At 60.4% G+C, this 13451-nt stretch carries 14 protein-coding genes; all 14 read right to left on the bottom strand.

The features are described from left to right. Nucleotides 1-26: 26 nt before the first annotated feature. A complete protein-coding gene (locus OGM81_03825; GenBank protein ID UYJ44272.1) occupies nt 27-794 on the bottom strand; it encodes an RNA methyltransferase in 768 nt (255 codons plus the stop codon). A 162-nt stretch (nt 795-956) separates the two neighbouring features. Then, complete coding sequence (gene rplT / locus OGM81_03830; GenBank protein UYJ44273.1) at nt 957-1310, bottom strand: 50S ribosomal protein L20; 354 nt, start codon at nt 1308-1310, stop codon at nt 957-959. 53 nt (nt 1311-1363) lie between these two features. After that, nucleotides 1364-1570 carry a 50S ribosomal protein L35 gene (rpmI, locus tag OGM81_03835; GenBank protein ID UYJ44274.1) on the bottom strand — a complete coding sequence of 69 codons (207 nt, stop codon included), beginning with the start codon at nt 1568-1570 and terminating at the stop codon, nt 1364-1366. A gap of 27 nt (nt 1571-1597) precedes the next feature. Next, entirely contained in the window at nt 1598-2197 is a 600-nt protein-coding gene (gene infC / locus OGM81_03840) for a translation initiation factor IF-3 (GenBank protein ID UYJ44275.1), read from the bottom strand. 148 nt (nt 2198-2345) lie between these two features. Further along, nucleotides 2346-4103 (bottom strand): arginine--tRNA ligase, encoded by a 1758-nt coding sequence (argS, locus tag OGM81_03845; GenBank protein UYJ44276.1) that lies wholly within the window; start codon nt 4101-4103, stop codon nt 2346-2348. 212 nt (nt 4104-4315) lie between these two features. Further along, on the bottom strand, nt 4316-4762 hold the full coding sequence (locus OGM81_03850; protein UYJ44277.1) for a DUF1934 domain-containing protein: 447 nt from the start codon (nt 4760-4762) through the stop codon (nt 4316-4318). Nucleotides 4763-5280: 518 nt separating this feature from the next. Continuing rightward, nucleotides 5281-6096, bottom strand: coding sequence for a glutamate racemase (murI, locus tag OGM81_03855; GenBank protein ID UYJ44278.1), 816 nt, complete (start codon nt 6094-6096; stop codon nt 5281-5283). Beyond that, complete coding sequence (locus tag OGM81_03860; GenBank protein UYJ44279.1) at nt 6096-7208, bottom strand: D-alanine--D-alanine ligase; 1113 nt, start codon at nt 7206-7208, stop codon at nt 6096-6098. Before OGM81_03860 ends, murI begins: the two co-directional genes overlap by 1 nt. A 196-nt stretch (nt 7209-7404) precedes the next feature. Continuing rightward, entirely contained in the window at nt 7405-7737 is a 333-nt protein-coding gene (locus OGM81_03865; protein ID UYJ44280.1) for a nitrous oxide-stimulated promoter family protein, read from the bottom strand. Then, nucleotides 7737-9410 (bottom strand): ABC transporter ATP-binding protein/permease, encoded by a 1674-nt coding sequence (locus OGM81_03870; protein UYJ44281.1) that lies wholly within the window; start codon nt 9408-9410, stop codon nt 7737-7739. The genes OGM81_03865 and OGM81_03870 overlap by 1 nt, the downstream gene beginning before the upstream one ends. Next, nucleotides 9403-11163, bottom strand: a complete 1761-nt coding sequence (locus OGM81_03875; protein UYJ44282.1) for an ABC transporter ATP-binding protein/permease — start codon at nt 11161-11163, stop codon at nt 9403-9405. The genes OGM81_03870 and OGM81_03875 overlap by 8 nt, the downstream gene beginning before the upstream one ends. A 75-nt stretch (nt 11164-11238) precedes the next feature. Continuing rightward, a complete protein-coding gene (locus OGM81_03880) occupies nt 11239-11613 on the bottom strand; it encodes a heavy-metal-associated domain-containing protein (protein ID UYJ44283.1) in 375 nt (124 codons plus the stop codon). Nucleotides 11614-12120: 507 nt separating this feature from the next. Then, nucleotides 12121-12549: a flavodoxin gene (locus OGM81_03885; protein UYJ44284.1), complete on the bottom strand. Its 429-nt coding sequence runs from the start codon at nt 12547-12549 to the stop codon at nt 12121-12123. A 54-nt stretch (nt 12550-12603) separates the two neighbouring features. Continuing rightward, nucleotides 12604-13197, bottom strand: a complete 594-nt coding sequence (locus OGM81_03890; protein ID UYJ44285.1) for a DUF3793 family protein — start codon at nt 13195-13197, stop codon at nt 12604-12606. Between the last annotated feature and the right edge of the window lie 254 nt (nt 13198-13451).

The following is a 13451-nucleotide window of genomic DNA, read 5'->3' on the forward strand; positions in this document are numbered from 1 at the left end:
TCCCCTTCCCTTATTATACTATGTTTTTACACATTGCGGAACTGCCACAGCAGCACGCTGCCGGCCACACCGGCGTTCAGGCTTTCCACCTGGTCTGTCATCGGGATACGCACAGCCAGGTCACAGGCGGCCACGGTGGCATCCGTCAGGCCCTGTCCCTCGCTGCCAATGACTACGCAGAGTCCCTGCGGGAACTCCTGCCCGGCTTCACCCAGCGGGCGGGAGTTGTACAGAGCGGTGGCCAGGCAGGCTACACCCCGGGCGCGCAGGCCTTGCAGGGTGGCGGGCAGGTCGTCCACATGCAGTACCGGCAGCCGCCCGGCCGCGCCCATCGAGGAGCGCAGTGTTTTGGGCGAAAACGGTGCGGCGCACCCCGGTCCCAACAGGACCAGGTCGTACCCAAAGGCCGCGGCGCTGCGCAGCAGGGTGCCCACATTGCCGGGGTCCTGCACGCCTTCCAGCGCCAGGATGTGGGTGGCGGTGTCCAGCTGCTCTACCGGGGGCGCGGGCTGTTCAAACAGCACAAACACGCCCTGGCTCGTCTTGGTGCCCGCCAGCTTTTCGGCCACGTGAGGCGCGATCAGCGTGGGGCGCAAGCTTTCCAACGCGGGCGTCTTTTCCATAGCCGCCTCGGTGGCATAAGCCGTGCGCGGGGTGCAGCTTTTGGCCAGTTCCAGGCAAAGCTTCGGCCCCTCGGCAAAAAACAGCCCCTCTGCCGCGCGCTGCTTCTCACTATCGCGCAGTGTGCAGGCATACTTTACGCCTGCGTTGTCGCGGCTGGTGATTATATCCATTTTAGCGCCCCTCTCCCGTAAAATCAATGTTGTTTTATGAACGATAGGGATTCCCTATGCAGGAAAGCTACCCACAGTAAGCCGTAAAACGGCTGTGCTATAGCTTTCCCCTTTAAACACAAAAGGACTCACGCGTGCGCGTGAGTCTTTTTGCAAGAATTATTACAGAGCCTTCTTGGCGGTCTCGACCAGAGCGTTGAAGCTGGCGGGATCGTGGATAGCCATTTCAGACAGCATCTTGCGGTTCAGCTCGACGCCAGCCTTCTTCAGGCCGTTCATGAAGCTGGAGTAGTTCATGCCCTGAGCGCGAACAGCGTTGTTGATGCGGGTGATCCACAGGTTGCGGAACTGACGCTTCTTCTGCTTACGGCCAACGAAAGCGTAGTTGCCGGACTTCATGACGGCCTGCTTGGCCATGCGGAAGTGCTTGGACTTAGCACCGTAGTAGCCCTTTGCGAGTTTGAGAGTTTTAGCACGACGCTTGTGCGTCATGGTAGCGCCTTTAATACGAGCCATGGTTTATATCTCCTTTATACACTCTTAAGTTAACTGACCTTGCCGCGGGGCGATTAGCCGCCGTAGGGCATCATTTTCTTGACAGCAGCCTCGTTGGTCTTGTCGACATACTTGGGCATGCGCAGGCCGCGGGTGAGCTTGGTGGTCTTCTTGGTCAGGATGTGGCGGCGCTTGGTCGCATTGCGCTTGATCTTACCGGAAGCAGTCATCTTGAAGCGCTTCTTTGCGCCGGAAAGGGTCTTGAGCTTCATTTTAGCCATTGTTGTTTCCTCCTAAAGAGTTACTTCTTACTTGTTGGGTGCGGGGGACATGAACATCATCATGCTGCGGCCCTCAAGCTTGGGCTGCTTGTCGATGACGGCCTTGCCTGCCAACGCATCGGCAAACCGCTTGTGCACTTCCAGACCCAGGCTGGTATGTGCCATTTCACGGCCGCGGAACCGGATGCTCACCTTGAGCTTGTGACCCTGCTGCAGGAATTTGGCAGCCTGGTTCACCTTGGTGTTGAAGTCGTTGGTGTCGATATTCAGGGAAAGGCGGATCTCCTTGAGTTCAACCACTTTCTGGTTCTTCTTGGCTTCCTTTTCCTTTTTCTGCATCTCGAAACGGTACTTGCCGTAATCCAGGATCTTGCACACCGGCGGCTTGGCCTGCGGCGCAACCTTGACCAGGTCAAGATCTTTGTCGATAGCCATACGCAGTGCGTCGCGCGGGCTCATAATGCCCATCTGCGCGCCGTCCGCCCCGATCAGGCGGATCTCTTTATCGCGGATCTGCTCATTGATTTCCAGTTCCTTGGAATTGCTGTTGCTGGCGATTGGAACACACCTCCCACAAGTGTATGATAAATGATAAAAGCGGCTGCCATAAAAGCAGCCGCCGAACATACGTAGTTGCGCACCAAGTGCGTATCTGGTATGACCCGGGGCTTTGCGCCCGCAAGGTGAGCCGACGGCCTACTGCCGGTTGCTGCTTTTTTTACAGGCAATAGTTTACCATAGAAACCGTGCCTTGTCAAGGGATTTTTTCACACTTTTACATCGTTTCCGGCACGCTGACTTTGAACATGGTCAGGATGTTGCGGATGACGCCGCGCACGGCGAGACACAGGGCAATGCGGCCCTGCTGGACAGCACCCTCGGTGCCCATGATGCGGCAGGCGTTATAGAAGCGGTGGTAAGCCGAGGCCACATCGATGCAGTAGCGGGTGATGCGGGCGGGGTCGTACTTATCGGCCGCGGCCACGATCTCTGCCGGGAAGGCGGCCAGCAGGCGGATCAGGGCCTGCTCGGCGGGGTCGGTCAGCACGGAGGCATCAACACCGTCCACGCCGTTGAAGGTGATGCCCTCGCTCTCCAGCTTTTTCAGCACGGAGCAGATGCGGGCGTGGGCATACTGCACATAGTAGACGGGGTTTTCACTGTCGTTGCGCACGGCCAGGTCGAGGTCAAAGTCCAGGGTGGAGGAGCTTTCGCGCTGATTGAAGAAGAAACGGGCGGAATCGATAGGCACCTCGTCCAGCAGGTCGGTCAGGGTGATGGCCTTGCCGGTACGCTTGCTCATACGCACGGGCTTGCCGTCGCGCATCAGGTTGACCATCTGCATCAGCACGATGTCCAGGCGATTGCCGTCCAGGCCGATGGCATCCATAGCACCCTTCATGCGAGCCACGTGGCCGTGGTGGTCGGCGCCCCAGACGTCGATGGCCTTGTCAAAGCCGCGGACGGCCAGCTTATTATAATGGTAGGCGATGTCGGCGGCGAAGTAGGTGGGGATGCCGTTGGCACGGACGAGGACCTCGTCCTTAGCCTCTTCCTCGCTGCCGTCGTCAGCCTTTTTCTTGTTGACGACGCCGTACTTGGCGGCGTACTGGGCGCTGCGGTACATGATAGCGCCGTCCTCGGCCTTGTAGCAGGCACCGATCTCCAGCAGCTTATCCACAACCGCCTGGACCGCACCGGACTTGTGCAGGTCGCTCTCGTGGAACCAGACATCATAATCGATACGATACTTGCCCAGGTCGCGCTGCAGGCCGGCAATGTTCTTGGGCAGGGCGTCGGCAATGAGAGCCTCTTTCAGCTCCTCGAAGTCGGCATTGACATAGCTGTCGCCATGGACCTCAGCAAACTCCTTGGCGCGCTGAATGATGTCAGCGCCCTGGTAGCACTCCTCGGGCAGCGGGCAGGCTTCCTCGCCCTTGTACAGCTGCAGGTAGCGGATGGCCAGGCTCTTGCCGAACTTCTGGATCTGGTTGCCGGCGTCGTTGATATAGAACTCGCGGGTGACATCGCAGCCGGCCCAATCCAGGCAGGCGGCCAGACCGTCACCCAGGGCACCGCCGCGGGCGTTACCCATGTGCATGGGGCCGGTGGGGTTGGCGGAAACGAACTCCACGTTATACTTTTTGCCGGCACCGGCGTCGGTGCGGCCGTATTCCGGGTTGGCGCAGGCGGCGCGGACAACGCTGGTGAACCAATCCTGACCCAGGAACAGGTTGATGAAGCCGGGGCCTGCAATGTCCACGCCGGAGAACAGCGTGCCGTTCAGGTCCAGCTTGGCGGTGATGGCCTCAGCGATCTGGCGGGGTGCCTTATGGAAAGCACGGGCACCGGCCATGGCAATGTTGGATGCTACGTCACCGTTTTTGACATCCGCCGGGATCTCGACGATGAAATCGGGCAGTTCTGCGGCGGGCAGGGCGCCATCGGCCACGGCGGCCTTGGCGGCATCGGTCAGCAGGGCGCGGGCTTCGGTCAGCGCGGCCTGGCGGGGGTTGTAGTTTTTATAGTCCATAGGTTACCTCCTGTGGGAGTTTTGCTTTTGTACGACTTAGGGCAGCACCGCACAATTCCCGCCTTACGGCTTAAGCACCGCTCCGGCGGCTGCGGCACGGCAACTGCGTTGCCAAAATGCTCGATAATACACAAAGTATTATCTGCGCTTTTGGCTTAGCAGCTGCCGCACCTCGCTCGCCGTATCGGCACTTAGAATTATGCGGTATTGCCTTAGTTTTCGGCGTTTTTGGGCAGGGCTTCCACCGTGATGTCCACGAGGTTGCGGCTGATGAAATTCTCGGCGCCGGAATCCAGCGTATAGCTGAATTTCAGCTTGCCACCCTCCTCGGTCAGTTCATGCTCGATGACATCGGCGGCGACGCCCAGGCTGATGGCACCGTAGCCGGTCTCGTAATGGCAGAGATGGCGGGTGCCTTTCTCAATGATAAGCTGGCTGGGCACCTTGCCGTAACGCAGCATTGATACTTTACGGGCATCTTCGGCCACCTTGACGGTGGTGGTGCATCCTTCGTAGCCGGTGGCTTCGGTTTCTTTATAAACGATATAATAGGCACCCTCTTTGTGGACGAGTGAGCCGCGGGTCATCAGTTCGACGGTGTCGCTGTCGCCGCGCTGCTCCATGGTGCCTTTGATGGTGATGAGAAAATTTTCCTGCATGGTTTTTCCTTATACAAATATAAGTTTGTGCTTAAGGGTAGGCTCTCTCCCCTACCCGCTTCGCGGGGCCGCTTACGCGGCCGGACCCCTCTGTCGCTACGCGACGTCTCCCCACGCTGTGGGGAGTCACCCTCCCAGAGGGGGCCTTTTGGCAGAAGATGCTTATTTAGGGCAATACCGCATAATTCTAAGTGCCGATACGGCGAGCGAGGTGCGGCAGATGCTAAGCCAAAAGCGCAGATAATACTTTGTGCTGCAAAGGTGAGCGCCGCCAGTGGCGGATACAGCGAACCGAAGCAGGGGCAGCGGTCGCAGAGTGCGAGGGGCTTTTGTCCCCGAAGCACGATGCGGGTACCGCAACCCGACATTATCGAGCATTTTGGCAACGCAGATGCCGTGCCGCACACCGAGCCGCAGCGAGGCGCTTCGGAGCGCAACCGCCGCTTGCGGCGGCTCTTGGCGCGGAGATCCGCCGGAGCGGTGCTTAAGCCGTTAGGCGGGAATTGTGCGGTGTTGCCTTAGTAAGTTTCAATCGCGATCTGCTCAACAGGGCCGCCGGCGTATTCGCCTAGGAAGCGATGTTCCAGTTCGTCGAAGTTATCCGGCGTGTCGCTGACGTAGTAATGGGCGTTGCCGCCCTCGGTGCGGCCGTTCAGCAGGCCCAGATCCGCCAGCGCCGCCGCGGCCGCCTGGGCCGTGACCTTTCCGGAATCGATCAGGGTGACATCGCTGCCCATGAAATCGCCGATCATCTTTTTCAACAGCGGATAGTGGGTGCAGCCCAGGATCAGGGTGTCGACCCCGGCATCCTTTACCTCCTGCAGATACTCGGCGATGATGAGCTTGGTGACGGGGTTGCCGTCGTTCACATAGCCGTTTTCCACCAGCGGCACGAACATGGGGCAGGCGCGGGCGACGATCTCCGTCTCCGGCTTCATGTCCTTGATGACCGCCGCGTAGGAACCGCTGCGCACCGTGGCCGCCGTGCCGATGATGCCCACCTTGCCGTTGCGGGTGGCATCCACCGCCGCACGGGCCGTAGCACCCACCACGCCGGTAAAAGGCACCGGCAGACGGGCGGCTTCCTCGGGCGGGTAGGTGGAGGACACTGTGCCGCAGGCAGCAATAATGAACTTTACATCGTGGGAAAGCAGAAAGCGGATGTCCTGCCGGGCATACTGGCGGATGATCTCCCGCCCGCGGGAGCCGTAGGGCACGCGGCCGGTATCACCAAAATAAATGATGTCCTCGCCGGGCAGCACGCGGCGCAGCTGGCGCACGGCGGTCAAGCCGCCCAGACCGCTGTCAAACACTCCGATAGGGCGGGTGTCCATCAGTATGCCCCCTTCCGACGGTGCAGGGCCAGCTGCAGCAGGCGGTCCACCAGCTGGGCGTAGCTCAAGCCCTCGTGCTCCATCAGTTTCGGGTACATGCTGATGGAGGTAAAGCCCGGCAGGGTGTTCAGCTCGTTGCAAAGCACACGGCCGGTGCCGCGCTCCACAAAGAAGTCGCAGCGGGACAGGCCGGCGCAGCCCAGGGCCAGGTACGCGCGGCGGGCCTCTGTGCGGACTTCGTCCAACTTTTCCTCGCTCAGATGGGCGGGGATGACAGTCTGAGAGACACCGTTTTTGTACTTGTCATCGTAGGTGTAGAACTCCGCACCGGCCAGAATTTCGCCGGGGCGGGTGGTGGAGACGGTGGCGGGGTCGTCGGGGTTGCCGATGGCGGCGCACTCGACCTCCTGGCCGTCGATGAACTCCTCAAAGACGACCTTGTCATCCTCTTTCAGGGCGGTCACGACGGCCTGCTCCAGCACAGCACGGTCGGTAGCTTTGGTAATACCAACGCTGGAACCGGCGTTGGCGGGTTTGACGAAGATGGGGTAGCCCAGGCGCTGTTCAATGCTGTCCAGCAGGGTCTTGTGGTCGCCCTCCAGCTCGGCGCGGATGGCACTGGCCCACTTGCAGTGGGGCACACTGGCGGCATCCATGATGGTGTTGGCAACGGCTTTGTCCATGCAGACAGCGCTGCCCAGCACGCCGCAACCCACGTAAGGGATGCGGGCCAGTTCAAACAGGCCCTGGATGGTGCCATCCTCGCCGTTTTTGCCGTGCATGACGGGAGCGCAGATGTCGATGTGGACCAGCTCGGCTTTGCCGTCCTTCAGCAGCCAGATGCCGTGGTCGGTGCGGTCGGGGCTGAGGACGCAAGGGGTGCAGTCGACACCCTTCTCCCAGCTGCCGTCGGCCATGGCCTCGGGCGTGGGACTGCAGGCCAGCCAGCGGCCCTGCTTGGTGATGCCCACGGGGAACACCTCGTATCGATCGGCACAGGGGGCCTGTGCCAGGGCGCGCAGCCAGGTCGAGGCCGAAACACAGCTGACCTCGTGCTCACTGGATACGCCGCCGAAAAACAGCGCAACGCGCAGTTTTTTAGTTTCGTTCATAGTAGAAAGACTCCTCAACAATTATATACAGACACACTACAAGTCTTCAGTTTATTATAATACCATATTATGCAGGGGTTTGCCATAGCATTTGCAAAAACTTTTTGTAGAATTGGCGCAAGCTGCGCGATTCCACAGAAAAGGCTCCCTCTGTGAGGGAGCCTTTTCCGTGTTGCCGCCTATTTGCAGGGGCATATTACTTTTTCTGTTTTTTCGTCTCGATCAAATGCCGTATCGCCAGGACGGGGTGGTGGAAGATCATCCGCGGGCCGCTCCAGCGCATGACCTGGCGGATGGCCTCCCGCATCTGGGGCTTGTAGCAATGAGTCTTGCAGGCACTGCAGAAGGTCTTGGTCTCCATGTGCGGGCAGTGGTCCACCCGGGCATCGGCATAGCTGCGCAAAGCCTCACAGTCCGGGCAGAGGGCATGCCCCCTGGTACCGTGGTGGCCATGGCAGTACAGCTCGATCATCAGGCCCATGGTCTGTTTTTCCTGCTCGCGCTTTTGGGCGGGTGTTTTGGCGACCATCAGCTCATCCTCCCGTTCTCTACCGAGTAGGTGCGGTCCGCAATGCGCATGGTGGAGGCGCGGTGACTGACCAGCACCACCGTCTTGTCCTTGCGCTCCTCGGCCAGGCTCTTTAGAATTACCGCTTCGTTCAGACTGTCCAGGTTGCTGGTGGGTTCATCCAGCAGGATATACGGCGCATCGTGCAAAAAAGCCCGTGCCACGCCCAAACGCTGGCGCTCGCCGCCCGAAAGGGTACTGCCCAGCTCCCCTACCGGCGTATCGTAGCCCTGGGGCAGGGTCATGATAAAATCGTGGATGGACGCTTTTTGGCAAGCCCCCACCACCTGCTCGTGGGTGGCGTTCTGGTTGGCTATGCGCAGATTTTTCTCAATGCTGTCGTGGAACAGCACGGTGTCCTGCTCGACGAAGCTCTCGGCGCTGCGCAGGCTGGCGGTGTTGATCTTTTTAATGTTCACACCGGACAGTTCGACTTTGCCCAGATCCGTATCCCAGAAGCGCATCATCAGCTTGAGCAGCGTGGATTTGCCGCTGCCGCTGCGGCCGGTGATGCCGATGACGGAGTTCTGCGGCACTTCCAGCGATACGTCGTTCAAAATCACGTCACTGCCATAGCCAAAGGTCACACGGCGGCAGGCAGCGCCGGTAAAGGCGATGTCCTCGCCGCCGGTCACTTCCCGCACGGTAGGTTGCTCGTCCAGCACGTCCAGCACACGGTTGCCCGCGGCAAAGGTGTTTTGCAGCCCGGTGCCCAGGTTGGCCAGGGCGATGACCGGGCCGAAGCTGCTCATCAGCGCCACCACGGCGATCAGGCAGCCGTCAAAGCCGATGGTGCCGCTTTGGGCAAGGCCCGCCGCCAGCGCCAGCATGCCAGCGTCCAGCAGCAAAATGATGCCGCCGGTGACAGCCTGGGCCGTGCCGCCCGCCAGCTTTAAGCGGCGCTCCTGCGACGAAAGTTCATCAGTGCGGGCGTTGATCTGAGCCAGACGATGGGGGCCGTCGCCATACTGCAGACTTTCCCTCACGCCGCGCAGACTGTCCAGCACAAAGCCGTTCAGCGCGCCGAAGGACGCGCGGAATTCCTCGCCGCTGCGGCGGGCGGACTTGGCCGCCGCCACCGGCACCAGCAGGCCGATGACCAGGTAGGCCCCCAGGGCATACAGCCCAAGCAGCCAGTGGTAACCCGCCAAAAAGGCCGCCATAATGGCGCTGACGATGACCGCGATGCAGATGGGTGAAATGGTGTGAGCGTAGAACACTTCCAGCAGCTCGATGTCCGCCGTCAGCACGGCGATCAGGTCGCCGCGGTCGCGGCCCTCCAGTTTAGCCGGGGCCAGCTGGCGCAGCGCGCCGAAGACCTTATCCCGGATGAGGGCCAGCAGCTTAAAGGCGATAAAATGATTGCAGCCCTGCTCGGCATAGTGCAGCACGCCGCGGGCGATGGCCAGCACCGGCAGCAGCAGGCAAACGGTGCCAAGGCTGATGGGCATGCCGGGCAGGATGCTGTCCAGCAGCGCGTAGGCGCCCAGCACGGTGATAAAAATGGCGCAGAGGAAGCCTGCCACGCCCAGCAGCACGGCGGCCATCATCACGGGGGCCAGCGGCTTGACCAGCCCTACCAGACGCCCCATAACGGCCAGATTGCCGCGGGTCTTTTTCTTATTCTCAGGCATGGGATGCTTCCTCCTTTCCGTAATTTTCCAGTTCTTGCTGCTGGGTCCACAGGCGGGCGTAGGTGCCGCCCGCCGCCAGCAGGGCTTCGTGGGTACCCTGTTCCGCCAGGCTGCCATGGTCCAGCACGTAGATGTTGTCCGCCGCCGTAACGTTGGCCAGGCGGTGGGAGATCAGGATGACAGTCTTTTTGCCTGCCAATGCCTGGATCTGGGCCATGATGTCGTTCTCGCTCTCCACGTCGATATTGGACGTAGCTTCATCAAAGATATAGACCGGGCTGTCATGCAGCAAGGCGCGGGCCAGGGCCAGGCGCTGCCGCTGGCCGCCGGAAAGATTGCTGCCGCCCTCGTTCAGCTGGGTGTCCAGCCCGTTTTCGCTGCGCAGGAAGTCCGCCAGCCGCACCTGCTTCAGCACAGCCCACAGGGTGTTGTCGTCCGCCATGGGCGCGGCCATGCGCAGGTTCTCGGCCACCGTGCCTTTGAACAAGTGGCTGCCCAGGCTGACCAGCGTTACATTTCTGAGCAGGGCGGATTCCTTCACGGCGGAAAGCTCCTGCCCGCCCAGGGTCACGCTGCCGGTGTAGCCCGCGGCGCGGCCGGTCAGCACGGCGGCGATGGTAGATTTGCCGCAGCCGCTCTCGCCCACCAGGGCGGTGAAACTGCCGCGGGAGAAGTCGAGATTCAGGCCGTGCAGCGTCTCTTTTTCGGCAGCATAGCCAAAGTGCAGGTCACGGCAGTGGATGGCACAATCGGCATCCGGCTCGGCGGTCTTGCCGGCGGCTTCGGGCAGATCCAGCAGCTTAAAGATCTTATCGCTGGCGGCCATGCCGTTCATGGCCACATGGAAGTAGGACCCCAGCGCGCGCATGGGCAGGAAGAAATCCGCCGACAGCAGCAGGATGCAGAGTGCGCCGCTCAGGCTGACATGACCGACCGCCAGCTCCCGCGCAGCGATACCGATGCCCAGCGCCGCACCGCCGTAGGCGATGATGTCCATCACGATGATGGAGTTCAGCTGCATGGTCAGCACCTTCATCGTCACTTTGCGGAAGTGCTCGGCCTCGCGGTTCATGGCCTGGTGGCGAGCTTCGTCGGCCTGGTAGATCTTCAGGGTGGTCAGGCCCTGCAGGTTTTCAAGGAAGCTATCGCCCAGGGCGGCATACTGGCCCCAGTATTTGCCCAGCAGCCGCTTGGCAAATTTCTGCACAGCCACGATGGAAACCGGGATCAGCGGCACGCAGATCATCAGGATAACCGCTGCCTTTACGCTGACCGGGGCCAGCACCACAAACAGGGTGACAGGCGCCAGCATGGCGTAGAAAAACTGCGGCAGGTACGCGCCAAAGTAGGTCTCCAGCTGTTCGACGCCTTCGCCTGCCAGCTGCAATACCTCGGCGGTGGGCACAGCCTGGGTGTAGCTGCCGCCCAGGCGCAGCAGTTTTTCGTAAATCGCACTGCGCAGCGTCTTTTTTACAGTGCGGCTGGCGTTGTAGCTGGCCGCAGCCGCGCCGCGGGTGCAGGCGGCACGCACCAGCAGCGCCGCCGCCACGATGCCCAGCGTCAAGGGCAGGTTGGGGGCACCGGCCATCGTGTCGCCGATGGTCAGCTGGTCGTACAAGGCTCCTAAATAACGGCTGACCGCAAAGATCATGGCCACATTGGCGGCCAGAGCCAGCCATTGCAGCGCCACGTTTTTGGCGATGTACCGTTTCGAGTCTCCCATCATCCCGATGAGGCGTTTGTCGATCATCATAAGCAGTTCCTTTTATCGTAAACACAAAAATGCCGCCATCGTTTTCGGCGGCGGCGCAGGTACAATGTTGCAGCCTTACACTTTGCTGGTGGTGCGCAGCGGCAGGTAACCGGCATCGCGGATGGCCTGGCGGATGGCGTCCTCGTCAGCCTCGTCCTTGGTCAGAATGGTGACGTTCTGGGCGGCCAGGTCCACGGCGGCCCAGGTGCCGGGCATCACGTTCAGCGCGTTTTCCACATGGCGCTGGCAGTTCTGGCAGGTCATGCCGTCCACGCCCATCACAAGGGTGTGGGGGTAGTGGGCCTTGTTGTGGTCCTCGACCTTGACCTTTTTAGCGGCGGCGTCACGCTCGCCGCAGCAGCCGCCGCCGTGGGTCAGGTGATGTACATAACTGTAAATGCCATAGCCGACCAGGGCAACCAAAATCAATACAATAATAATATTTGCCATAGGTATACTTCCCTCCAAGTTAGCACTTGCTAATTCTGTGTTTAGAATACACTAACCTCATGGTTTTGTCAAGCAGGCACTTTGGGGATACCGCCCACTCCCCTGCCCCGCCACAACAAAACCGGCGCGCTGCTGCCACAGTGCGCCGGTTTTGTATATAGGATCAATGTTCAGGAGAAAGGCAATGGTTGGAAAATTTAAACTTGAGGCAATACCGCGCAATTTTAAGTGCCGATACGGCGAGCGAGGTGCGGCGGCTGCTAAGCAAAAAGCGCAGATAATACTTTGTGCTGCAAAGGTGAGCGCCGCCGGTGGCGGATACAGCGAACCGAAGCAGGGGCAGCGGTCGCAGAGTGCGAGGGGCTTTTGTCCCCGAAGCACGATGCGGGTACCGCAACCCGACATTCTCGAGCATTTTTGCAACGCAGACGGTGCGCCGCAGCCGCTGGAGCGGTGCTTAAGCCGTCAGGCGGAAATTGTGCGGTGTTGCCTCGGCTGCTTTGCGTATCAGGCGTTGGCCAGGGCAGTGCCCAGGGCGTTGCAGGCATCAGTGGCATCGCCATCGGGTGCGCCGTTGGCCATAACGGGGTCAGCCACCAGCCGGGCGCCGGCAGCCTGAGCATCCTCAGCCCAAGTGCGGATCCACTCGCCGTCGCCCCAGCCGTAGCTGCCGAACAGGCCGACCGGCTTGCCGGACAGGGAGCCGCGCAGATCCTGATACATCGGCTCGAACTCGCTCTCCTCGAGCTGCTCAGCGCCCATAGCGGGGCAGCCCAGGGCGAAGCCGTCATAATTAGCAGCGTCAGCCGCATTGAACTCAGCGCTGGTCATCTTGTCCACAGTTGCACCTGCGGACTGTGCAGCGTTTGCCACCAGGTCAGCCATAGCCTCGGTATTGCCGGTGCCGCTCCAATAAACTACTGCGATCTTGCTCATAATCGTTTCTTCCTTTCGTTGCTACTATAAGTATGTCTAATAGTATGTCCACGTTCAGGCAGCCACAGTCAGCTGCCGGATCGGGGTGCCGTTGTAATAACAGCGGGCGTAGATCCGCTCGCACTTTTTATAGCGGTCAAAGGCTTTTTGGGCGGCGGCGGGGTCGGTGTAGACCTTCCAGTAGCCGCAGGCCGTAAAGTTTTTGCCGCGATTCTGAATGAAGCCGATGACATCTGCCAGCGGGTAGCCCAGGAACACGCCGATCTCGTGGGGAAAGTCCTCCTCACAGCAAAGCCGCTGGGAGAGCTGTGCCAGCATCGATTCAGCATTGCCGGGGGTGTAGCCCTCGCTTTGCAGAAAGTCCTGCACGTCGCCGCGCTGCAAGATGGCAGCCACCTGGGTGGGGCGGTACACATAGACCAGCACCGCGCCGGTTACGGGACAGGCTTTCAGCACACGGACGGTCACACCGCGGGGTGCCAGCAGGGCGTGCCAGGCCACCGCCATAGCCGTACCATCCTGGCCGGAGGCCGGCTGGTAACGGAAGAGGCTGGCGGGCTTGAGGCCTGCCAGGGTAGGCGCGCAGATCGTAGCAAGATCGCAGGCAAAGCTGCGGGGGCTGACCGTGACGTGAGTGGGGGCAGGCATAGGCTCGGCTCCTTTAAAGCGCATTAGTTAGTTTTTACTAACTACAACCCCCATAAAACCGCACAGCACGGGGAGAGAGCCGCACTGTGCGGGCTATGGTTGCAGGAGATTCATTGTAAGGGGGTCATAGGTTAGTTTTAACTAACGATGATACTATACCATGCCGCTAGGGTTTTGTCAACAGGTTTGGGAAAGATTTTTTCCGCATTTTTTGCAGCATAAAAACAGGAAAGAGGAACCTTTCAGCAGGCTCC

The sequence above is a fragment of the Oscillospiraceae bacterium genome (genome assembly GCA_025758045.1).
Taxonomy (GTDB): Bacteria; Bacillota; Clostridia; order Oscillospirales; family Ruminococcaceae; genus Gemmiger.

Excerpts from the sequence above, each read along its gene's own strand:
- OGM81_03825 (UYJ44272.1), bottom strand. The coding sequence starts at position 794 with ATGGATATAATCACCAGCCGCGACAACGCAGGCGTAAAGTATGCCTGC.
- rplT (UYJ44273.1), bottom strand. The coding sequence starts at position 1,310 with ATGGCTCGTATTAAAGGCGCTACCATGACGCACAAGCGTCGTGCTAAA.
- rpmI (UYJ44274.1), bottom strand. The coding sequence starts at position 1,570 with ATGGCTAAAATGAAGCTCAAGACCCTTTCCGGCGCAAAGAAGCGCTTC.
- infC (UYJ44275.1), bottom strand. The coding sequence starts at position 2,197 with ATGTTCGGCGGCTGCTTTTATGGCAGCCGCTTTTATCATTTATCATAC.
- argS (UYJ44276.1), bottom strand. The coding sequence starts at position 4,103 with ATGGACTATAAAAACTACAACCCCCGCCAGGCCGCGCTGACCGAAGCC.
- OGM81_03850 (UYJ44277.1), bottom strand. The coding sequence starts at position 4,762 with ATGCAGGAAAATTTTCTCATCACCATCAAAGGCACCATGGAGCAGCGC.
- murI (UYJ44278.1), bottom strand. The coding sequence starts at position 6,096 with ATGGACACCCGCCCTATCGGAGTGTTTGACAGCGGTCTGGGCGGCTTG.
- OGM81_03860 (UYJ44279.1), bottom strand. The coding sequence starts at position 7,208 with ATGAACGAAACTAAAAAACTGCGCGTTGCGCTGTTTTTCGGCGGCGTA.
- OGM81_03865 (UYJ44280.1), bottom strand. The coding sequence starts at position 7,737 with ATGGTCGCCAAAACACCCGCCCAAAAGCGCGAGCAGGAAAAACAGACC.
- OGM81_03870 (UYJ44281.1), bottom strand. The coding sequence starts at position 9,410 with ATGCCTGAGAATAAGAAAAAGACCCGCGGCAATCTGGCCGTTATGGGG.
- OGM81_03875 (UYJ44282.1), bottom strand. The coding sequence starts at position 11,163 with ATGATGATCGACAAACGCCTCATCGGGATGATGGGAGACTCGAAACGG.
- OGM81_03880 (UYJ44283.1), bottom strand. The coding sequence starts at position 11,613 with ATGGCAAATATTATTATTGTATTGATTTTGGTTGCCCTGGTCGGCTAT.
- OGM81_03885 (UYJ44284.1), bottom strand. The coding sequence starts at position 12,549 with ATGAGCAAGATCGCAGTAGTTTATTGGAGCGGCACCGGCAATACCGAG.
- OGM81_03890 (UYJ44285.1), bottom strand. The coding sequence starts at position 13,197 with ATGCCTGCCCCCACTCACGTCACGGTCAGCCCCCGCAGCTTTGCCTGC.